Here is a 20,072-nt window from a genome sequence, read left to right on the forward strand (position 1 = left end):
CATCCGGATGGCCGTGCCGGCGTTCGGACCGGTGGGGCAGGTGTGCGCGTGTCCGCCTCAGCAGGCACCACCCGCACCACGAATCCGACGCACGGCGCGGACGCGCTGAAGCCGCCGGGGCGGCACGACCGGATGGCCGTGCCGCCCCGGTTGGGGACGTCAGGCGTCCAGGAGCTCCGCGCGGCGGGCGCGGATCGAGCGGTTCACGGCCGACACGATGGCCTTGAGCGACGCCGTGGAGATGTCGCCGTCGATGCCGACGCCCCACAGGCGCTCGCCGTCGACCTGCAGCTCGACGTACGCGGCCGCCTGAGCATCGGCCGACGCGCTCATGGCGTGCTCGACGTAGTCGTACAGCGTGACGTCGATACCCTGGCCGCGCACGATCTCGAGGAACGCGGCGATCGGGCCGTTGCCCGCCGCCTCGGCCTCGACCGTGTCGTCGCCGTCGCGCAGGGTCACTGCGAGGGCGCCCTCGCCGGATGCGTCGCGGCTCGAACGCGTGCCGAGCAGCTCGAAACGGCCCCAGCGCGCATCCGCGTCGACGGAGGGCAGGTACTCGTCCTGGAACACCGACCAGATCTGCTCGCTCGTGACCTCGCCGCCCTCCTCGTCGGTCTTGGTCTGCACCACGCCGGAGAACTCGATCTGCAGCTTGCGCGGCAGATCGAGCGCGTGGTCGGCCTTCAGCAGGTACGCGACCCCGCCCTTGCCCGACTGCGAGTTGACGCGGATCACGGCCTCGTAAGAGCGGCCCAGGTCCTTCGGGTCGACCGGCAGGTACGGCACCGCCCACTCGATCTCGGAGACGTCGACGCCGCGGTCGGACGCCTGCCTCTCCATGGCCTCGAAGCCCTTCTTGATGGCGTCCTGGTGCGACCCGCTGAACGCCGTGAACACGAGGTCGCCCGCCCACGGGCTCCGCTCGGGAACGGGCAGCTGGTTGCAGTACTCGACCGTGCGCTTGACCTGGTCGATGTCGCCGAAGTCGATCTGCGGATCGATGCCCTGCGTGAACAGGTTGACGCCCAGCGCGACGAGGTCGACGTTGCCCGTGCGCTCCCCGTTGCCGAACAGGCACCCCTCGATGCGGTCGGCGCCGGCCAGGTAGCCGAGCTCGGCCGCGGCGACAGCCGTGCCGCGGTCGTTGTGCGGGTGCAGCGACAGGATGACGTTCTCGCGGTTGTCGAGGTGCCGGCCCATCCACTCGATCGAGTCGGCGTAGACGTTGGGGGTCGCCATCTCGACGGTGGCCGGCAGGTTCAGGATGATCTTGCGCTCAGGCGTCGGGACGAGCACCGTCATGACGGCGTTGCAGATCTCGGCGGCGAACTCGAGCTCGGTGCCGGTGTAGGACTCCGGCGAGTACTCGTAGTAGACGGTCGTCTCGGGCACCGTCGCCTCGTACTGCTTGCACCAGCGCGCGCCGTCCAGGGCGATGTCGATGATGCCCTGCCTGTCGGTGCGGAACACCACCTCGCGCTGCAGCACGCTCGTCGAGTTGTAGAGGTGGACGATCGCCTGCTTGGCGCCCTTGATGGCCTCGTACGTGCGCTTGATGAGATGCTCGCGCGCCTGCGTCAGCACCTGGATGGTGACGTCGTCGGGGATGAGGTCGTCGTCGATCAGCTGCCGCACGAAGTCGAAGTCGGTCTGGCTCGCCGACGGGAAGCCGACCTCGATCTCCTTGTACCCCATCTTCACGAGCAGGTCGAACATGACCCGCTTGCGCTCGGGGCTCATGGGGTCGATGAGCGCCTGGTTGCCGTCGCGCAGGTCGACGGCGCACCAGCGCGGAGCGGTCTCGATCCGCTTCGACGGCCACGTGCGGTCGGGCAGGTCCACGGCGATCTGCTCGTGGAACGGCCGGTACCGGTGGATCGGCATGGCACTGGGCTTCTGGTTGTTCTGCATGATGGGCTTCTTCCGGTTCAGGAGACGAATCGGGCCGACGAGAAGCTCCGCGACGAGGAGGCCCTAGATCGAGATCTCGTCGCGGCAGCTAAGAAGAAGCAGACCGCCAGAACGCATGACTCCACGGTACCACGCAGAATGCGCGATCCGGGACGCCGTTGCGCCGCGCAATCTGCGCATCAGCGCGGAGAGACGCCACCGAGACTGAGCATATTGCTCAGAAGCCGAGGCGACCGAGCTGCTTGGGATCGCGCTGCCACTCCTTCGCGACGCGCACGTGCAGCGAGAGGAACACCTTCGTGCCGACGAGCGGCTCGATCTGGGCGCGCGCGCGGGCGCCGACATCCCTCAGCCTGCTGCCCTTGTGGCCGATGATGATGGCCTTCTGGCTGTCGCGCTCCACGACGAGATCGGCCCAGATGTCCGTGAGGTCGTCGCGCCCCTCGCGCGGCGCGATGTCGGAGATCGTCACGGCGATGGAGTGCGGCAGCTCGTCCCGCACGCCTTCGAGCGCGGCCTCGCGGATGATCTCGGCGACGCGGTCCTCCGTCGACTCGTCTGTGACGACGTCGTCGGGGTAGAGAGCGGGTCCTGCGGGCATGAGGGCCAGCAGCTCGTCCGTGAGCACGTCGAGACGCTCCCCCGTGAGCGACGACACCGGGATGACGGCTGCCCAGTCCTCGCGGAGGGCGTCGACCTCGACGAGGCGCTCCATGATGTCGTCGTGCGATGCGGCGTCGGTCTTCGTGACGAGCGCGACCTTCTTCGCGCGCGGGTAGCCGTCGAGCGACTCCGCGATGCGGCGGTCGCCCGGCCCGACCTTCTCTGTGGCAGGGGCGCAGAACGCGATCACGTCGACGTCGCCGAGCACCGTCTCCACGAGGTCGTTGAGGCGCTGGCCGAGCAGCGTCCGCGGCTTGTGGATGCCCGGGGTGTCGACGACGACGAGCTGGCCGGCCGGGCGGTTCAGGATGCCGCGGATCGCGCGTCGCGTCGTCTGCGGCTTCTCGCTCGTGATGGCGACCTTCTCGCCCACCAGGGCGTTCATGAGCGTCGACTTGCCGACGTTCGGGCGCCCGACGAAGGTGACGAACCCGCTCCGGGTCTCTCCCGCCTGGTGATCAGTCATCGCGTGCGTCCTTCCTCGAGGCGCCGTCGCCGCGACGCGCGCCGTTCTTCCTGGGGACGGCCTTCCGGCCGCCCTTCCTGTGCGTCTCCCGCTGGCCCGCCGCCACGGCGATCTCGCCCGTCGCCGGCAGGGCGATCTCGCCCGTGCGCGGGTTCCTGCCGCGCACCTCGTCCACGGCGCGCAGCGCCTCGCCCCGGTCGACGAAGACGGTCGCGATGCCGCGCCCCCGGCCGCGCGAGGTGCCGCCTGTGAGGACGAGCCCCTGCGCCTCGGCCGTGTCGCCGGGCTGCGGCACGCGCCCGAGCTCCTTGCCCAGCAGACCGCCGACGGAGTCGACGTCCTCGTCCTCCAGCTCGATGCCGAACAGGTCGCCGACCTCGTCGAGTCCGAGGCTCGCGCTGACGCGGAACGAGCCGTCGCCGAGGTCGACGACCTCGCCGCGCGGTGTGTCGTACTCGTCGGAGATCTCCCCGACGAGCTCCTCGATGAGGTCCTCCAGGGTGACGAGCCCCGCGACGCCTCCGTACTCGTCGACGACGAGGCACACGTGCACGGCGTCGCGCTTCATCTGCTGCAGCAGCGTCTCCGCGCGCATCTGCTCCGGCACGAAGACGGGCGGCCGCGCGAGAGCGCGGACGCGCGTGCCGTCGGTCCACGCCGCGCCCTCTCGGAACGCGTGCTGCACGAGGTCCTTCAGGTAGAGCACGCCGACGACGTCGTCGACCTCGCCGTCGATGACGGGCAGGCGCGACATGCCGCGCTCCAGGAAGATCGTCATCGCCTCGCGGGCCGACGCGTCGGCATCGACCGTGACCATCTCGGTGCGCGGGACCATGACGACCCGCACGACCTGATCGGTGAAGTCGAACACCGAGTGGATGAGCTCCCGGTCGTCCTCCTCGATGAGGTCGTTCGACGCGGCCTCGTCGACGATGCTGAGCAGCTGGTCCTCCGACTCGAAGCTGCGGCGTCCCGCCCCCGGCGTGATGGTGTTGCTGACGACGACGAGCGCCCGCGTGAGCGGCCCCAGCACGATGCGCACGCCGCGGACGAACGGCGCCGTGGCGGCCAGGAGCCCGCTCGCGTGGCGTCGTCCCACGGTGCGCGGGCTCGAGGCGATCGCGCCGAAGGAGAGCCCCGTCATGAGCACGACGGTCGCGACCACGGCCCACAGCACGTCGTCGAAGAGCAGCATGAACCCGGCCGTGGCGAGCACGGCGGCACCCGTCTCGGCGAACACCCGCAGGAAGCCCAGTGCTCCCGCGTGCCCGTCGGGGTCCTCCGCGATGTGGGCGAGAGCGCGCGCGCTCCGTCCCTCCGTCGCGAGGTCGACGAGCTCCGTCCGCGAGGTGACCGACAGGGCGGCGTCGATCGCGGAGAGGAGACCGCCGAGCGCGACCAGGAGGACGGCGCCGACGAGGAGGAGAGGCTCGATCATGCGCGCGGGCGGCGTCTCTCCTCCGCCGCGAAGCTCGCCATCAGGCGGTCCTGCAGGCCGAACATGACCCGGTGCTCCTCCGGCTCCGCGTGGTCGTAGCCGAGCAGGTGGAGCAGGCCGTGCGTCGTCAGCAGGATGAGCTCGTCTTGCAGCGGGTGGCCCGCCTTCTCCGCCTGCGCCTCGGCGACCTGCGGGCAGAGCACGATGTCGCCGAGGAGGCCGGCGGGCGTCGGAGACTCGTCCGTCCCCGGGCGCAGCTCGTCCATCGGGAAGCTCAGGACGTCGGTCGGCCCCGGCTCGTCCATCCACTGCACGTGCAGCGCCTCCATGGCGCCCTCGTCGACCAGCACGATGGCCACCTCGGCGTCGGGGCTCACGTGCAGCTGCGCCAGGTTGTGCTGCGTGAGCCGCAGCAGCACCGACTCGTCGACCTCGACGGCGGACTCGTTGTTGATGTCGATCATCGCATCCCTCGCTTCGGGAGGCGGTCGCGCGGTCCGCCCGTTCTCGTCGTGCCGCGGCGCTCGGCGCGGTTGGCGAACTCGCGCGCCTCGTCGAGCTCTGCGCGGTGCGCGGCGCGCTTCTCGTCGTACTCGCTGTACGCGTCGACGATGCGCCCCACGAGCGTGTGGCGGACCACGTCCTCGCTCGTGAGACGCGAGAAGTGGATGTCGTCGACGCGGTCGAGGATGCGCGACACGAGGCGCAGACCCGACGTCCCGCCCGGGAGGTCGACCTGCGTGATGTCGCCGGTCACGACCATCCGCGTGCCGAACCCGAGACGCGTGAGGAACATCTTCATCTGCTCGGGCGTCGTGTTCTGGGCCTCGTCCAGCACGACGAACGAGTCGTTGAGCGTGCGTCCGCGCATGTACGCGAGCGGAGCGACCTCGATCGTGCCGCTCGCCATGAGCTTCGGCACGAGCTCGGGATCCATCATCTCGTTGAGCGCGTCGTACAGGGGCCGGAGATACGGGTCGATCTTGTCGGTGAGGGTGCCCGGCAGGAAGCCGAGGCGCTCCCCCGCCTCGACGGCGGGGCGCGTGAGGATGATGCGGTTCACCTCGCGACGCTGCAGCGCCTGGACCGCCTTGGCCATGGCGAGGTAGGTCTTCCCCGTGCCGGCGGGGCCGATGCCGAAGACGATGGTGTTCTCGTCGATCGCGTCGACGTACTCCTTCTGGCCGAGCGTCTTCGGTCGGATGACCTTTCCGCGCGTGGAGAGGATGGCCTCGCCGAGCACCTCGCTCGGGCGCGGGCCGCCGTGTTCGAGGATGCGGTTGGAGCTCGTCACGTCGGCGGGCCCCAGATCGTGGCCCTCTCGCGTCATCTGGAGCAGCTCGTCGACGAGCGCCCTGGCCGCGCGCACGGCGCCGGATGCGCCGGTGAGGGTGATCTCGTTGCCGCGCACGAGCACGTCGACGGAGGGGTGCTCGCGCTCGACCATGCGCAGGAGCCTGTCCTGCGGGCCGAGCAGCTGCACCATCGCGACGCCGTCGGCATGGATGGTCTGGGTGACGGTGTCCGCCCCCTGTGCGGGGTCGGTGGGGTCAGTGGCCAATGAGGCTCTTCTCCTGGAGTTCTCCGGCGAGCACGTGCGCATGCACGTGGAACACGGTCTGGCCCGCGTCGGCGCCGGTGTTGAAGATCAGTCGGAACTGCCCGCCGGCGTGGTCCCTAGCGACCTCTCCGGCCGTCTGGACCACCTCCGCGAGCAGGGTGGGGTCGCCCGCCGCCAGCTCGACGACGTCGCGGTACTCCTGCGTCTTGGGGATGACGAGGAGGTGGAGGGGCGCCTGCGGGCTGATGTCCTTGAGGACGAAGACCCGGTCGGTCTCGGCGACGATCTCGCCCGGGATGTCGCCCTGCAGGATGCGCGTGAAGATCGTCGGCTCGCTCATGCCCACGAGTCTAACGATCGGCCGGCTCCGGTGACCGCCGTCACCACCGGCCGAGCTTCGCGTCGAGGACCGCGAGCGCCGCCGGGCCGGCCGTCGAGGTGCGCAGCACGGTGTCGCCGAGGCGGACGCGCCGGGCTCCCGCCGCCTCGAACCGCTCGAGCTCCTCGGGGGCGATGCCGCCCTCGGGACCGACGACGAGCACGATGTCGCGCGTGTCGTCCAGGTCGACGGCCGTGAGCGGCTCCTCCGCCCACGGATCGAGCACGAGCATCCTCGCCGTCTCCGCGCGCCTCGCGACAGCCGACGTCGTCTCGACGGGAGCCACCTCCGCGAACCAGGCACGGTGCGCCTGCTTGGCCGCTTCGCGGACGATCGACGCCCACCGGGTGCGCCCCTTCTCGGCCTTGGCGCCCTCCCAGCGCGGGACGCTGCGTGCCGCCTGCCAGGGCACGACGAGGTCGATGCCGAGCTCCGTGGCCGCCTGCACGGCGAGCTCGTCGCGGTCGCCCTTCGCGAGCGCCTGCACGAGGACGAGGCGCGGCACGGGCGCCGCACGGTCGTCGCGGCTTCCGATGCGGATGGCGACGCGCTGCGGAGACACCTCCTCGCATGTGCCGGAGAGCCACGCCCCGCGACCGTCCGTGACGGTGACGGGCTCGCCCTGGCGCACACGGCGCACGGCCGAGGCGTGGTGCGCCTCGGTGCCCGTCAGGACGACGAGGCCGCCGGGCGCGACGGAGCCGGCCCCCTCGTCGTGGAAGTGCAGCGCCATCCGCTCAGCCCCGGAACCGGTCGCGCAGCTTCGAGAACAGTCCCTGGTGGAACTCGGCGAGGCGCGGCTCCGGAGCCTTCGTCCGCCTTGCGAGCTCCTCGAGCAGCTGACGCGTCTTGTGGTCGACCTTCGTGGGGGTCACGACCTGCACGCCGACGCGCAGATCGCCGCGCCGCGAGGTGCGCAGCCCCGTGATGCCGCGCTCCTTGACGGTGAGCACCTCGCCCGACTGGATGCCGGGCCGCACCTCGACCTCGACCTCGCCGTCGAGCCCCGCGATGGTCGTGCGGGTGCCGAGGACCGCGTCGGTCATCGACACCTCGAGGGTCGCGAGGAGGTCGTCGCCTTCGCGGCTGAAGACGGGATGCGAGGCGACGGTGACCTCGACGTACAGGTCGCCGTTCGGCCCCCCTGCCTGCCCGACCTCCCCCGAGCCGGGAAGCTGCAGGCGCAGCCCCGTCTCGACTCCCGCCGGGATGTCGAGGGACACCGTGCGCCGGGAGCGCACGCGCCCCTGTCCGTTGCAGGTCGCGCAGGGGTGCGGGATAACCGTGCCGTAGCCCTGGCAGGTGCCGCAGGGCTGCGTCGTGACCATGTTGCCGAGCAGGCTCCGCACCTGGCGCTGGACGTGACCCGACCCGCCGCAGACGTCGCACGTCGCGGGGCTCGTCCCGGGCTGGCAGCACGAGCCGTCGCACGTCTCGCACAGCACCGCCGTGTCCACCTCGATGTCGCGGTGGGCGCCGAACACGACGTCGCCGAGCTCGAGGGAGACGCGCACGAGGGCGTCCTGTCCGCGCTCGCGGCGCGAGCGCGGACGCCCGCCCCTGCCGCCGCCCCCGCCGAAGAACGTCTCGAAGATGTCCCCGAAGCCGCCGAACCCGGCCCCGCCGCCGAACCCGGCCCCGCCGCCGAACGGCGACTCGTCGCCGCCCATGTCGTACCGGCGCCGCTGCTCCGGGTCGCTGAGAACGTCGTACGCGTGCGTGACGTCCTTGAACCGCTCGGCCGCCTCCGGCGCGGGGTTCACGTCGGGGTGGAGCTGGCGCGCGAGCTTGCGGTACGCCTTCTTGATGTCCTCCTGCGATGCGTCCTTCGCGACGCCGAGGGTCTCGTAGTGATCAGCCACATCAGCCTTCCTGCGGGCGCGGGGCGCCCGTGCTGCATCCTCGTGGACGACGCGTCAGCGTCGTCCCTCGTCCTCGTCCAGCAGCCTCGTGAGGTAGCGGGCCACGGCCCGTGCCGCCGCGAGGTTGCGGGGGTAGTCCATGCGCGTGGGGCCCATGATCCCCACGCGCGCCGCGCCGATGGCGGAGTCGTACTCGCTCGTGAGGATCGACGCCTCCGAGAGCCCGAAGGCGGCGTTCTCCCGACCGATGCTCGCGGACAGCCCCTGGCCGTCCGCCACCATCTCGCTCATGAGCCGCAGCAGCGTGACCTGCTCCTCGATCGCCTCGAGGAGCGGGTGGATGCTGCCGCGGAAGTCGTGCTCGCGGCGGGCCAGCGTCGCGGCGCCCGCCATGACGAGCCGGTTCTGCCGGAACTCCGCGAGCTCCTCCGCCGCGGCGGCCGCGACGGCGTGCACGGCGGCGTCGACGGCCGTCACGGGTGTCGGCGCCTGGGCGCGCGCGTGCTCGAGGCCGTCCGCCGCCTCCGCGACGGAACGGCCGGCGAGGAGCGCCACGAGCCGCGTGGCCACGGTGGCGGTCTCCTCCGCGTCGAGCGCCTGCGGGAGCGCGGCGATCCGCTGCGAGACCCGGCCGGTGTCGGTCACGATGATGAGGAGCACGCGCTGCGGGTCGAGCTCGACGAGCTGCACGTGGGTGATGTTCGCGCGCGAGAACGAGGGGTACTGGACGAGAGCGACCTGACCCGTGAGCTGGGTGAGCACGCGGACGGTGCGCGCGAGCAGGTCGTCGAGATCGTACGGCTCGCCCAGGAACGAGGCGATCGCCGAGCGCTGCGCCGTCGAGAGCGGCCGCAGCTCGGCCAGGTGGTCCACGAAGACGCGGTAGCCCTTGTCCGTGGGGACGCGTCCCGAGGACGTGTGCGGCTGGGCGATGAGCTCCTCGTCCTCCAGGAGCGCCATGTCGTTGCGGATGGTCGCGGCCGACACCCCGAAGGAGTGGCGCTCGACGATCGCCCTGCTTCCGACCGGCTCATGGGTGTCGACGTAGTCCTGCACGATGGCGCGGAGCACCTGGAGCCCGCGTTCGCTGACCATGCCCGCTCCTCTCCCTGGCACTCGACGTCTCCGAGTGCCAGTCTACCGATCCGTCGGCCGGGCGGTCGGCCGACGGCGCCGCGCGTCGATCAGTCGGTGAGCGCGCGCACGACGGCGTCGGCGAGGAGGCGGCCGCGGAGCGTGAGCACGACGCGCCCGCTCAGCGCGTCCGCCGGCTCGACGAGCCCGTCCGCGATGAGGCCGGCGACCGCCTGCCGGCGGTCGTCGGGGAGCGACGCGATCGCGAGGCCCTCGCGGATGCGGCTCTCCAGCAGCACGCGCTCGAGTCGACGCGACGCCTCGTCCGGGCGCTCGCGGCCGGCAGCCGGCGACTCGCCGGCCGCCAGCCGCTGCGCGTAGGCGGCGGGATGCTTGACGTTCCACCAGCGCAGCCCCGCGACATGGCTGTGCGCTCCGGGACCGAAGCCCCACCAGTCCGTCCCGCGCCAGTACGCGAGGTTGTGACGGGATCGGCGCTGCGCGCCGCGGGACCAGTTCGACACCTCGTACCAGTCGTAGCCCGCCGCGGCGAGAGCGGCGTCGGCCGCCTCGTACATGTCCGCTTGAAGGTCGTCGTCGGGCGCGGGGACCTCGCCGCGCCGGATCTGCCTGGCGAGCTTCGTGCCGTCCTCGATGATGAGCGCGTAGGCCGAGAGGTGGTCGGGTTCGAGCGCGAGCGCAGCGTCGAGCGACGCCCGCCAGTCGTCGAGCGACTCCCCCGGTGCGCCGTAGATGAGGTCGACGCTGACGTCGAGCCCCGCGCGCCTGCCCGCCTCGACGGCCGTCCGCACGTTCGCGGGCGAGTGGGTGCGGTCGAGCGCCGCGAGCACGTGCGGGACGGCGGACTGCATGCCCACCGACATCCGGGTCACGCCGGCGCGGGCGAGCTCGTCCGCGACCGCGCCGTCGACGGTGTCGGGGTTGGCCTCGACCGTGACCTCGGCGTCGTCCGCGAGCCCGAAGGCGTCGCGCACCCCGTCGAGCATGCGCGCGAGATCGCCCGCAGGGAGGAGCGTCGGCGTGCCGCCGCCGAAGAACACGGTGCGCGCGGGGCGGAGGCCGCCGGCGGCGTCGAGCACCCCGCGCGCGAGCGCGACCTCGCGAAGGACCGTGTCGGCGTACTCGTCCTGCCGGGCGCCGCGCAGCTCGCCCGAGGTATAGGTGTTGAAGTCGCAGTAGCCGCAGCGCACCCGGCAGAACGGGACGTGCAGGTAGACCCCGAGGTCGGTGGACGGATCCACGACGAGGTCGCCAGGCAGCGCTCCGTCGGCCGGGGCGGGGTCGCCGACGGGGAGGGCTCCCGCCATCAGGCGGCCGTGCGGAAGAGCGGCGAGATGGCGCGCAGATAGCCGGCGAAGAGGGCGCGACGGCGACGGCGCACGAGGCTCTTGAACAGGCGGAGGGAGAGCGTCACGGGGCGGTCGAACGCCCGCACCTCGAACCACACCTCGTCGTTCTCGCGCCACTCGAGCATGAACGACTCCTCGCCGCTCACGACCGACGCGCCGACGGTGCCGAGGGCGAAGCCGACGCGACGCGCCTCCTCGACGACGAAGATCACCCGGAGCTCGGCGTCGGCGCGCGCCCCGTCGACCTTGCCGCGGACGGTCACCGTCGTCCCGGCGCCGACGAACGGCGTGCCGTCCGCCGCGAAGCGCTGGTCGTCGTCGGAGTGGCTCGGGGCGATCGCGTTGCCCGCCTCGTCGAAGCTGACCCCCGTGTACGTCGGGCCGGGAGCCGGGCGGACATCGCTCAGCTCGAGACCCGCGCCCGTCAGCGCGCCCCAGGACAGCAGCGACTCCACCGCGGTGCGGAACCGCTCCTCGCCGCTGCCGATCCGCCACGCCGACGCGGCGGGGATGCTGTTCTCCGGCGGATACTGCAGGAGGTCGGGGGCCTGCGTCGCCCCGACCGCCGCATAATCGACCGTCTCGTCTCGGAACGTCGCCCGGCGCATGTCGTCCACCCTAACCGCAGCCCGCTGGCTACTTCCCGGACTTGGTCTCGACGTCCCCGGACAGCGCGGCGATGAACGCCTCCTGGGGCACCTCGACGCGGCCGACCATCTTCATGCGCTTCTTGCCCTCCTTCTGCTTCTCGAGCAGCTTGCGCTTGCGGGTGATGTCGCCGCCGTAGCACTTCGCGAGGACGTCCTTGCGCATGGCGCGGATGTTCTCGCGTGCGATGACGCGCGCGCCGATGGCTGCCTGGATGGGCACCTCGAACTGCTGACGCGGGATGAGCTTGCGCAGCCGCTCGGTCATGGTGGTGCCGTAGGAGTAGGCCTTCTCGCGGTGGACGATCGCGCTGAACGCGTCGACGCGGTCGCCCTGCAGGAGGATGTCGACCTTGACGAGGTCGGCCTCCTGCTGGCCCTCCGGCTCGTAGTCGAAGCTCGCGTAGCCCTGCGTGCGGCTCTTCAACTGGTCGAAGAAGTCGAAGACGATCTCGCCGAGGGGCATCGTGTACTTGAGCTCGACGCGCTCCTCCGAGAGGTAGTCCATGCCGTGCAGGGTGCCGCGCCGCGTCTGGCAGAGGTCCATGACGGTGCCGACGTACTCCTTGGGCGTGAGGACGGACGCGCGCACGATGGGCTCGGAGACCGAGCCGATCTTGCCGTCGGGGTACTCGCTCGGATTGGTGACGACGATCTTCTCGCCCTGCTCGGTCGTGACCTCGTAGACGACGCTCGGCGCCGTCGTGATGAGGTCGAGCCCGAACTCGCGCGCGAGCCGCTCCGTGATGATCTCGAGGTGGAGGAGGCCGAGGAAGCCGCAGCGGAACCCGAAGCCCAGTGCCACGGAGGTCTCCGGCTCGTAGGCGAGCGACGCGTCGGAGAGCTTGAGCTTGTCGAGCGCCTCGCGGAGGTCGGGGTAGTCGCTCGCGTCGATCGGGTAGAGGCCGGAGAACACCATCGGCTTGGGATCGGTGTAGCCGGGCAGCGCATCGGCCGCGGGGGTGCGCTGATTCGTGACCGTGTCGCCGACCTTCGACTGGCGCACGTCCTTCACGCCCGTGATGAGATAGCCGACCTCGCCGACGGACAGCCCCTTCGAGGGCGTCGGCTCCGGGCTCGAGACGCCGATCTCGAGGAGCTCGTGCGTCGCCCTCGTCGACATCATCTGGATGCGCTCGCGCGGCGTGAGCCGCCCGTCGACCATCCGCACGTAGGTGACGACCCCGCGGTAGGCGTCGTAGACCGAGTCGAAGATCATGGCGCGCGCCGGCGCGTCGGGGTCGCCATGGGGGGCGGGGATCTCCTCGACGAGGCGGTCGAGCAGCTCCTCGACGCCCTGGCCCGTCTTGCCGGACACCCGCAGGACGTCGTCGGGCGAGCCGCCGATGAGATCGGCGAGCTCCTTCGCGAACCGGTCGGGGTCGGCGGCCGGCAGGTCGATCTTGTTGAGCACGGGGATGACCGTGAGGTCGTTCTCGAGGGCGAGGTACAGGTTCGCGAGGGTCTGCGCCTCGATGCCCTGCGCCGCGTCCACGAGCAGGATCGCCCCCTCGCATGCGGCGAGGGAGCGCGAGACCTCGTACGTGAAGTCGACATGCCCCGGCGTGTCGATCATGTTGAGGGCGAAGGTCTCGCCGTCCAGCTGCCACGGCAGCCGCACCGCCTGGCTCTTCACCGTGATGCCGCGCTCGCGCTCGATGTCCATGCGGTCGAGGTACTGGGCGCGCATGTCGCGGTCGGACACGACGCCCGTGAGCTGCAGCATGCGGTCGGCCAGGGTCGACTTGCCGTGGTCGATGTGCGCGATGATGCAGAAGTTGCGGATGCGCTCGGGCGGTGTCGCGGCCGGCGGGAGCGGAGTCGTGGCACGAGGGGACATATCCGTCTGATTCTACGGGGAGCGGACGGTCGACACGGCACGCGCCGGATCTGTCCGGGTCCCAGACAGATCGGCCTCGGACCGCGGACCGCCGAAACATGCCCTTCACAATCTGCACGTAGCGTCGGCGCCATCGACCCGCATCCGCCCTGCGCGGTACGGATCGGTAACGCTTTTCGACACGCTCGGCGCATCGTTTCCTGCCTGACAGCTTGCGGGGTAGAGTTCCCCGCATTGTGTGCGATGGTGCGCCGAGCGCGTCGTCGCCGTCCGACGAAGGAATCCACGAACGTGATCAGATATCTGCTGCGCCGAGTGCTCGGGTGGCTGCTCATCATCGCCGTGGCGACGAACCTCACGTACTTCCTGGCCTGGTTCTACCTGGACCCGCGCAGCAACTACGTGGGGCGCCGCCCGCCGCTCAGCGAGGATCAGATCGTCGCGCTCCTCGAGCCGCGCAATCTCAGCGACACGGTTCCGCTCGTACAGCGCTGGTGGAACTGGCTGACGGCCATCCTCACGCGCTGGGACTGGGGTGTGAGCCCGACGGGCGAGTCGGTCAACGGCCAGGTCGCGTACCGCATGTGGATCTCGGCGGAGCTCGTGCTCGGCGCCACCATCCTCACGGCGCTCGTCGGGATCGCCATCGGCGTCTACACCGCCTCGCGCCAGTACCGCCTCGCCGACCGCATCGGGCAGGCCACCTCGATCGTGACGATGAACATCCCGGTCGTGGTCGCCGCCCTCGGCATCGTCCTCATCGCGATCTCCATCAACCAGGCGGTCGGCACGCGCATCTTCTACGTCACGGGCTCGTCGAACCCGGAGGTGACGGGGTTCCTCCCCGTCGTCGTCGACGTCGTCCAGCACCTCACCCTCCCCACTTTCGGCCTCATCCTGACGGGGTATGCGGGCTATCACTTCCTGCAGCGGTCGATCCTGCTCGACAACATCGGCGCCGACTACGTCCGCACGGCGCGAGCCAAGGGGCTCACGAAGGCGCAGGCGATCCGCCGTCATGCGCTGCGCACGTCGTTGATCCCGGTGACGACGCAGGTGGCGTTCAACATCCCGGCCGCCTTCACCGGCGCGATCCTCACCGAGTCGATCTTCGGGTGGAACGGCATGGGGCAGTACTTCTCCCAGACACTGGCGCAGAACGACATCCACGGCACCGTCGCCATCGCGGCGTTCGGCGCCTTCATGACCTTCATCGGCGCGATGCTCGCGGACGTCGCGGTCGTCGCCATCGACCCCCGAGTGCGGGTGAGCTGACATGACAATGCCATCGGACATGCGCGACCCGCTCGAGCACGGCGACAACCCGCCGCCCTCCCCCGCCGTGCTGGCGGCCGGGCGCAGCAGGCCGCTGCGCAAGTCGGCGCTCTACACCCGCCGGTTCCTCCGCAACCGGCCAGCAGTGGGCGGACTCGTGATCTTCGCGATCCTCATCCTCTTCGCGATCGTGGGGCCCTTCTTCCAGCAGTACGACCACATCGAGCTCGACTTCCTCGCGCTCACCGACCCGCCCAGCGCCGCGCACTGGTTCGGGACCACCAACTCGGGGAACGACCTGTACGCGATGGTCGTCGTGGGGCTGCAGCGCTCGCTCATGATCGCCGTCCTCGTGTCGATCGGGACGACCGTGATCTCCGCGATCGTGGGCGCGGCGGCGGCGTACTTCGGCGGATGGATCGAGAAGACCTCGCTCGCGGTCATCCACTTCCTCATGGCCGTCCCCACGTTCCTCATCATCGCCATGGTGTCGAACGACTCGGGCGGCGACTGGCGCATCATCACGGTCATCCTCGTGTTGACGAACTGGTTCATCTCCGCCCGCACCATCTGGACGCTGTGCCTGTCGCTCCGCGAGCGCGAGTACATCCACGCCGCGCGCTACATGGGCGTCGGAGGGTTCCGGATCGTGCTGCGGCACATGATCCCCAACATCGGATCGCTGCTCGTCATCAACTTCACGCTCGGCGTCGTGAGCGCCGTGATGCTGGAGACGAGCCTGTCGTTCCTCGGCTTCGGCGTGAAGCTCCCCGACGTCTCACTCGGCTCGCTCATCGGAACGGGGTCCGGCATCATCACGAGCGCCCCGTGGGTCTTCTTCTTCCCGGCGGGCGCCCTCACGCTGCTGACCGTCTCGATGGCGCTCGTCGCCGACGGGCTGCGAGACGCCCTCGATCCCACCTCGGCGGCAGGAGGCCGCGCATGACCGAACCCGTCCTGTCCGTCCGCGACCTCGCGGTGTCGTTCCCCTCGGAGGCGGGCCGCGTCGACGCCGTGCGCGGCGTCTCCTTCGATCTCCTCCCCGGCCGCTCGCTCGGCATCGTGGGCGAGTCCGGCTCCGGCAAGTCGGTGACGTCGCTCGCCATCATGGGGCTGCTCGCCGAGACCGCCCACGTGACGGGATCCGTCCGCTTCCGCGGCGAGGAGCTGCTCGAGAAGAACGACCGGCAGATGTCGGCGATCCGGGGCAACGGCCTCGCGATGATCTTCCAGGACCCCCTCACGTCGCTGACGCCCGTCTACACGATCGGCGACCAGCTCATCGAGGCGCTCGTGACGCACGACGCCGGCATGAGCCGACGGCGTGCGTGGGATCGCGCGGTCGAGCTGCTCTCGCTCGTCGGGATCTCGGACCCCGAACGGCGGATGAAGGCGTTCCCCCACGAGTTCTCGGGCGGGATGCGCCAGCGCGTCGTCATCGCGATCGCGATGGCGAACAACCCGAAGCTCATCATCGCGGACGAGCCCACGACCGCCCTCGACGTGACGATCCAGGCGCAGATCCTCGATCTCATCCGCACGGCGCAGCGGGAGACCGGGGCCGCCGTCATCATGATCACGCACGACATGGGCGTGGTGGCCAACATCGCCGACGACGTCCTCGTCATGTACGCCGGCAAGCCGATCGAGCAGGCGCCGGCGCTGGATCTCTTCGACGACACGCGGATGCCGTACACGATCGGCCTGCTGGGCGCGATCCCGCGGGTCGACAAGCGCGACAAGGAGCCGCTCGTCGCGATCAAGGGGACGCCTCCCCTGCTCATCGGGCTGCCGGACGCCTGCCCCTTCGCCGACCGGTGCCCCGTCGTGCTCGACGCATGCCGTGTCCGCGAGCCCGAGCTCGTCGCCGTGACGGGATCGCCCGATCATCGGGCTGCATGCATCCGCGCGGAGGAGATCCGTCACGGGCGCATCGCGGACCGCCCGGTGTACCCCGTGCCGGAGATCCGCCCCGGTGCGCTGCAGCTCACGCCCCGCGCCGAGCGCGAGACGGTGCTCGAGGTGGAGTCGCTCTCCAAGTCGTTCCCCGTGCTCAAGGGGATCCTCAAGCGGAAGGTCGGGGAGGTGCGGGCGATCGCCGACATCTCCTTCGACATCAAGGCCGGGGAGACGCTCGCGATCGTCGGCGAGTCCGGGTCGGGCAAGACGACGACGCTCCTCCAGATCATGGACTTCGCCGCCCCCGAGGACGGCGACATCCGGCTGCTCGGGACGAGCGTCCGCGACCTGCGCGGCGGCCGCCGCGAACGGGAGGCGCGCCGCGACATCCAGATCGTCTTCCAGGACCCCATGGGCGCCCTCGACCCGCGCATGACGGTGTTCGACATCATCGCCGAGCCCCTCCGCACGATCGGCACGTCGAAGGAGCGCACCCACGAGCGCGTGGACGAGCTGATGGGCCTCGTCGGGCTCGATCCCGCGCACAGCGACCGGTTCCCGCAGGCGTTCTCTGGCGGCCAGCGCCAGCGGATCGGCATCGCGAGGGCGCTCGCCACCGAGCCGAGGCTCGTCGTCCTCGACGAGCCGGTGTCCGCTCTCGACGTCTCGATCCAGGCGGGCGTCCTCAACCTCCTCGACGAGCTGAAGACGCGTCTCGGCATCAGCTACCTCTTCGTCGCGCACGATCTCTCCGTGGTGCGCCATCTCGCCGACCGCGTCGCGGTCATGTACCGCGGGGCGTTCGTCGAGTTCGGCGAGGTGGACGACGTGTTCGACCGCCCGCAGCATCCGTACACGCGGGCGCTGCTGTCGGCCATCCCCATTCCCGACCCGAAGGTCGAGCGCGGCCGCACCCGCGTCGCGTTCGACCCCTCCAGCATCGGCCGCGAGCACACGAGCGGCTGACATGCGTGGGCGCCGGCCCGGCCGACGCCCGCACCGAGGACGAGGAACCGCAGGTCACAGGTCGATCCCATTCCGGATACGACCCGGGGCCCGCGACTAGCCTCGACCTCAATCTCTCCCACATCCGGCGCCTACGAGGCGCGAAAGGAGCAGCACCATGAAGCACCAGAGGTGGATCGGAGCGACGGCCGCGTTCGGCGCGCTCGCTCTCGTCCTGAGCGCGTGCGCCGCCGGGGGCGGCGACGGCGGCGACGGATCGGGCGGCGAGGAGCCCACGGAGATCGTCGGCGCCGACTACAACCCGCAGGAGCGCGACGCGCTCGAGCAGGGCGGCGAGGTCACGTGGCCGATCAGCGAGATCACGCCGCAGCAGAACGGCTTCCACGCCGACGCGACGGTCGACACGCAGACGCTGCAGGCGTGGTTCACCCCGCAGGTGATCCTCGCCGAGCCCGAGGGCGGGGCCGTGCTCAACCCCAACTACATCGAGGACCGCGTCGTCGACGAGGTCGACGGCAAGACGGTCGTCACCTACACGATCAACCCCGACGCGGTCTGGAACGACGGCACGCCCATCGACTGGACCGCGTTCGAGAACACGTGGATCGCGAACCGCTCCTACGAGGAGGGATACAACCCGAGCTCGACGGACGGCTACGACGTCATCGAGTCGGTCGCGGCGGGCGAGGACGACAAGCAGGTCGTCGTCACGTTCTCGCAGGTCTACCCGTGGACGGACTTCATGTTCTCCGGCCTCCTGCACCCGGCCGTCGACAGCCCCGAGGTGTTCAACGAGGGCTTCATCGACGACCCGCACGCGGAGTGGGGCGCGGGGCCCTACACGATCGACACGTTCGACGCGAACGGCGGCACGGTCACGTTCGTGCCGAACGAGAACTGGTGGGGCGACGAGCCGCTGCTCGACAAGGTCACCTTCCGCCAGCTCGACGACACCGCCGAGATCAACGCGTTCCGCAACGGCGAGATCGACCTGGCGGTGACGAACACCGAGGACCGCCTGTCGCAGGTGTCCGACATGGAGGGCATCGAGATCTACCGCGCGCAGCGCACGTCCAACAACCTCCTCGAGATCAACGCCGAGCGCGAGCAGTTCGCCGACGTCGCCGTCCGCGAGGCGATCTTCAAGGCGATCGACCGCGAGCAGATCAAGGAGGTCGTCTGGAACGGCCTCAACTACACCGAGGAAGACGCCGGCTCGTTCAACATGTACCCCTTCGAGGAGGGCTACGTCGACGCGCTGTCCGAGGCCGGCTGGTCGTTCGACGTCGACGAGGCGAACGCCATCCTCGACGAGGCCGGCTGGGTCGCGGGCGACGACGGCATCCGCGAGAAGGACGGGCTGCGCCTGGAGGGCCGTCTCCCCACGTTCGGGGACGACCCCGTGGTCGAGGCGCGCGCGCGAGTCATCCAGACGCAGCTCGCCGAGATCGGCGTGGAGCTGACGATCGACGCGCGCCCCGTGAGCGACTTCTCGACGGTGCTCACGACGAAGGACTGGGACCTCGTCATGCTGTCGTTCGTGTCGGGATCGGCGTCGGGCGTGCAGTTCATGTGCCAGATCTACTGCACCGACAGCTCGCTCAACCTCTCCGCGACCGGAACGCCCGAGATCGATGAGCGGATCGCCGAGGTGAACGCCCTCCCCACGAAGGAGGAGCAGAACGAGGCCGGCATGGCGCTCGAGTCCGAGATCATGGCCGAGACCTGGGGCATCCTCCCCCTTTACAGCGGACCGTGGATCAACGCCGTGACGTCGGGCATCGCCAACCTCACGCCGGAGGGCTACACGGGTCTCGACCTCTACGGCGTGCAGCCGGTCGAGAACCAGGGCTGGATGGCGTCGGCCGAGTGATCCGCTGACCTCCCGTCCCGGAGGGGCCGCCGACCTCGCGTCGGCGGCCCCTCCGCCGTCGCGCTGGCTACCATGACGCCATGCCCGCCCGCGTCTCCCCGGCCCGCGTCTCCCCCGTGCAGGTCGTGCTCGTGCACGGCATCCGCACGTCGGCGACCATGTGGAGGCCGCAGGTCGCGCATCTGCGTCGACGCGGCGTCGGCGTCCACCTCGCCGAGCTGCCGGGGCACGGCGCGCGGATGGACGAGACGTGGTCGCTCGACGAGGCCTTCACGACGATCGACAGCACCGTCCGCCGCGCGGCGGAGTCGGGGCCCGTGCTGCTCGTCGGGCATTCGATGGGCGGGCTGCTGTGCGCGGAGCTCCTCGCCCGCGAGACCACCCCGTCCGTCGCGGGGTTCGTGGCGGCCGGTGCGACGGCGCTCCCCCGAGGCGCGGGGCTGCGGGGGTACCGTCTCCTCCTCCGCGGATTGCGCGTCTCGCCGGGGAACGGACTGTGGCTCGTCCGGCGCATCCTGGCCGCCACGCTCCCGGAGGAGACCCGCCTCGACTTCGGCGCAGGCGGATACGCCCTCGCCGCCGAGGACGCCGCGCTCGCGAGCCTCGCGACGCTCGACCTGCGGCAGGCGCTCCCCCGTCTGCGTGCGCCGGTGTGGTTCGTCAACGGCGAATGGGACCAGCTCCGCCTCCACGAGCGCGAGTTCCTGCGTCTCGTGCCGCATGCCGAGCTCGTCGTCGTGCCGCGGACGACCCATCTCGTGACCGCCATGCGTCCGCGGGTGTTCGACGCCGTGCTCGACCTCGCGATCGCGTCGATCGCGCGTCCGGATGGCGCGGACTGACCT

The 20,072-nt window shown here is 70.6% G+C and carries 17 protein-coding genes; 5 read left to right on the forward strand and 12 right to left on the reverse strand.

Features of this window, described 5'->3' with window-relative positions:
• Positions 1–159: 159 nt before the first annotated feature.
• From leuA to lepA, 12 genes are all read right to left on the reverse strand, one after another.
• A complete protein-coding gene (gene leuA / locus ABD998_RS02670; RefSeq protein WP_345435655.1) occupies positions 160–1,914 on the reverse strand; it encodes a 2-isopropylmalate synthase in 1,755 nt (584 codons plus the stop codon).
• A gap of 217 nt (positions 1,915–2,131) precedes the next feature.
• Positions 2,132–3,043, reverse strand: coding sequence for a GTPase Era (era, locus tag ABD998_RS02675; protein WP_345435657.1), 912 nt, complete (start codon positions 3,041–3,043; stop codon positions 2,132–2,134).
• Positions 3,036–4,481 (reverse strand): hemolysin family protein, encoded by a 1,446-nt coding sequence (locus ABD998_RS02680; protein ID WP_345435659.1) that lies wholly within the window; start codon positions 4,479–4,481, stop codon positions 3,036–3,038. The genes era and ABD998_RS02680 overlap by 8 nt, the downstream gene beginning before the upstream one ends.
• A complete protein-coding gene (ybeY, locus tag ABD998_RS02685) occupies positions 4,478–4,945 on the reverse strand; it encodes an rRNA maturation RNase YbeY (RefSeq protein WP_345435661.1) in 468 nt (155 codons plus the stop codon). The genes ABD998_RS02680 and ybeY overlap by 4 nt, the downstream gene beginning before the upstream one ends.
• Positions 4,942–5,967 (reverse strand): PhoH family protein, encoded by a 1,026-nt coding sequence (locus tag ABD998_RS02690; protein WP_345436905.1) that lies wholly within the window; start codon positions 5,965–5,967, stop codon positions 4,942–4,944. Before ABD998_RS02690 ends, ybeY begins: the two co-directional genes overlap by 4 nt.
• A 64-nt stretch (positions 5,968–6,031) precedes the next feature.
• A complete protein-coding gene (locus ABD998_RS02695) occupies positions 6,032–6,382 on the reverse strand; it encodes an HIT domain-containing protein (protein WP_345435663.1) in 351 nt (116 codons plus the stop codon).
• A 40-nt stretch (positions 6,383–6,422) separates the two neighbouring features.
• Positions 6,423–7,154: a 16S rRNA (uracil(1498)-N(3))-methyltransferase gene (locus ABD998_RS02700; protein WP_345435665.1), complete on the reverse strand. Its 732-nt coding sequence runs from the start codon at positions 7,152–7,154 to the stop codon at positions 6,423–6,425.
• A gap of 4 nt (positions 7,155–7,158) precedes the next feature.
• Positions 7,159–8,283 (reverse strand): molecular chaperone DnaJ, encoded by a 1,125-nt coding sequence (dnaJ, locus tag ABD998_RS02705; protein ID WP_345435667.1) that lies wholly within the window; start codon positions 8,281–8,283, stop codon positions 7,159–7,161.
• Between the two features lie 54 nt (positions 8,284–8,337).
• On the reverse strand, positions 8,338–9,378 hold the full coding sequence (hrcA, locus tag ABD998_RS02710; RefSeq protein WP_345435669.1) for a heat-inducible transcriptional repressor HrcA: 1,041 nt from the start codon (positions 9,376–9,378) through the stop codon (positions 8,338–8,340).
• Positions 9,379–9,467: 89 nt separating this feature from the next.
• Entirely contained in the window at positions 9,468–10,685 is a 1,218-nt protein-coding gene (gene hemW, locus ABD998_RS02715) for a radical SAM family heme chaperone HemW (RefSeq protein ID WP_345435671.1), read from the reverse strand.
• Complete coding sequence (locus tag ABD998_RS02720; RefSeq protein WP_345435673.1) at positions 10,685–11,335, reverse strand: DUF1990 family protein; 651 nt, start codon at positions 11,333–11,335, stop codon at positions 10,685–10,687. Before ABD998_RS02720 ends, hemW begins: the two co-directional genes overlap by 1 nt.
• Positions 11,336–11,363: 28 nt before the next feature.
• The gene (gene lepA / locus ABD998_RS02725) at positions 11,364–13,214 is read right to left on the reverse strand and encodes a translation elongation factor 4 (protein ID WP_345435675.1); all 1,851 of its coding nucleotides are present in this window, start codon (positions 13,212–13,214) and stop codon (positions 11,364–11,366) included.
• Positions 13,215–13,505: 291 nt separating this feature from the next.
• On the opposite strand from lepA, the gene ABD998_RS02730 reads away from it, so the two are divergent.
• The 5 genes from ABD998_RS02730 to ABD998_RS02750 all read left to right on the forward strand — a co-directional run bounded on the left by ABD998_RS02730 (position 13,506) and on the right by ABD998_RS02750 (position 20,069).
• Positions 13,506–14,489, forward strand: coding sequence for an ABC transporter permease (locus ABD998_RS02730; protein WP_345435677.1), 984 nt, complete (start codon positions 13,506–13,508; stop codon positions 14,487–14,489).
• A 19-nt stretch (positions 14,490–14,508) separates the two neighbouring features.
• Positions 14,509–15,435, forward strand: coding sequence for an ABC transporter permease (locus ABD998_RS02735; protein ID WP_345435679.1), 927 nt, complete (start codon positions 14,509–14,511; stop codon positions 15,433–15,435).
• Positions 15,432–17,354: an ABC transporter ATP-binding protein gene (locus ABD998_RS02740; RefSeq protein WP_345435681.1), complete on the forward strand. Its 1,923-nt coding sequence runs from the start codon at positions 15,432–15,434 to the stop codon at positions 17,352–17,354. The genes ABD998_RS02735 and ABD998_RS02740 overlap by 4 nt, the downstream gene beginning before the upstream one ends.
• Before the next feature lie 157 nt (positions 17,355–17,511).
• Positions 17,512–19,227, forward strand: coding sequence for an ABC transporter family substrate-binding protein (locus ABD998_RS02745; protein WP_345435683.1), 1,716 nt, complete (start codon positions 17,512–17,514; stop codon positions 19,225–19,227).
• 80 nt (positions 19,228–19,307) lie between these two features.
• Positions 19,308–20,069 carry an alpha/beta fold hydrolase gene (locus ABD998_RS02750; RefSeq protein WP_345435685.1) on the forward strand — a complete coding sequence of 254 codons (762 nt, stop codon included), beginning with the start codon at positions 19,308–19,310 and terminating at the stop codon, positions 20,067–20,069.
• Positions 20,070–20,072: the final 3 nt, after the last annotated feature.

The organism is Microbacterium gilvum (genome assembly GCF_039543865.1).
Lineage (GTDB): Bacteria > Actinomycetota > Actinomycetes > Actinomycetales > Microbacteriaceae > Microbacterium > Microbacterium gilvum.

What these genes read in the sequence shown, in the direction of transcription:
- leuA (WP_345435655.1), bottom strand. Translation starts at nt 1,914, where the DNA reads ATGCAGAACAACCAGAAGCCCAGTGCCATGCCGATCCACCGGTACCGG.
- era (WP_345435657.1), bottom strand. Translation starts at nt 3,043, where the DNA reads ATGACTGATCACCAGGCGGGAGAGACCCGGAGCGGGTTCGTCACCTTC.
- ABD998_RS02680 (WP_345435659.1), bottom strand. Translation starts at nt 4,481, where the DNA reads ATGATCGAGCCTCTCCTCCTCGTCGGCGCCGTCCTCCTGGTCGCGCTC.
- ybeY (WP_345435661.1), bottom strand. Translation starts at nt 4,945, where the DNA reads ATGATCGACATCAACAACGAGTCCGCCGTCGAGGTCGACGAGTCGGTG.
- ABD998_RS02690 (WP_345436905.1), bottom strand. Translation starts at nt 5,967, where the DNA reads ATGGTGCAGCTGCTCGGCCCGCAGGACAGGCTCCTGCGCATGGTCGAG.
- ABD998_RS02695 (WP_345435663.1), bottom strand. Translation starts at nt 6,382, where the DNA reads ATGAGCGAGCCGACGATCTTCACGCGCATCCTGCAGGGCGACATCCCG.
- ABD998_RS02700 (WP_345435665.1), bottom strand. Translation starts at nt 7,154, where the DNA reads ATGGCGCTGCACTTCCACGACGAGGGGGCCGGCTCCGTCGCGCCCGGC.
- hrcA (WP_345435669.1), bottom strand. Translation starts at nt 9,378, where the DNA reads ATGGTCAGCGAACGCGGGCTCCAGGTGCTCCGCGCCATCGTGCAGGAC.
- hemW (WP_345435671.1), bottom strand. Translation starts at nt 10,685, where the DNA reads ATGGCGGGAGCCCTCCCCGTCGGCGACCCCGCCCCGGCCGACGGAGCG.
- ABD998_RS02720 (WP_345435673.1), bottom strand. Translation starts at nt 11,335, where the DNA reads ATGCGCCGGGCGACGTTCCGAGACGAGACGGTCGATTATGCGGCGGTC.
- lepA (WP_345435675.1), bottom strand. Translation starts at nt 13,214, where the DNA reads ATGTCCCCTCGTGCCACGACTCCGCTCCCGCCGGCCGCGACACCGCCC.
- ABD998_RS02735 (WP_345435679.1), top strand. Translation starts at nt 14,509, where the DNA reads ATGCGCGACCCGCTCGAGCACGGCGACAACCCGCCGCCCTCCCCCGCC.
- ABD998_RS02740 (WP_345435681.1), top strand. Translation starts at nt 15,432, where the DNA reads ATGACCGAACCCGTCCTGTCCGTCCGCGACCTCGCGGTGTCGTTCCCC.
- ABD998_RS02745 (WP_345435683.1), top strand. Translation starts at nt 17,512, where the DNA reads ATGAAGCACCAGAGGTGGATCGGAGCGACGGCCGCGTTCGGCGCGCTC.
- ABD998_RS02750 (WP_345435685.1), top strand. Translation starts at nt 19,308, where the DNA reads ATGCCCGCCCGCGTCTCCCCGGCCCGCGTCTCCCCCGTGCAGGTCGTG.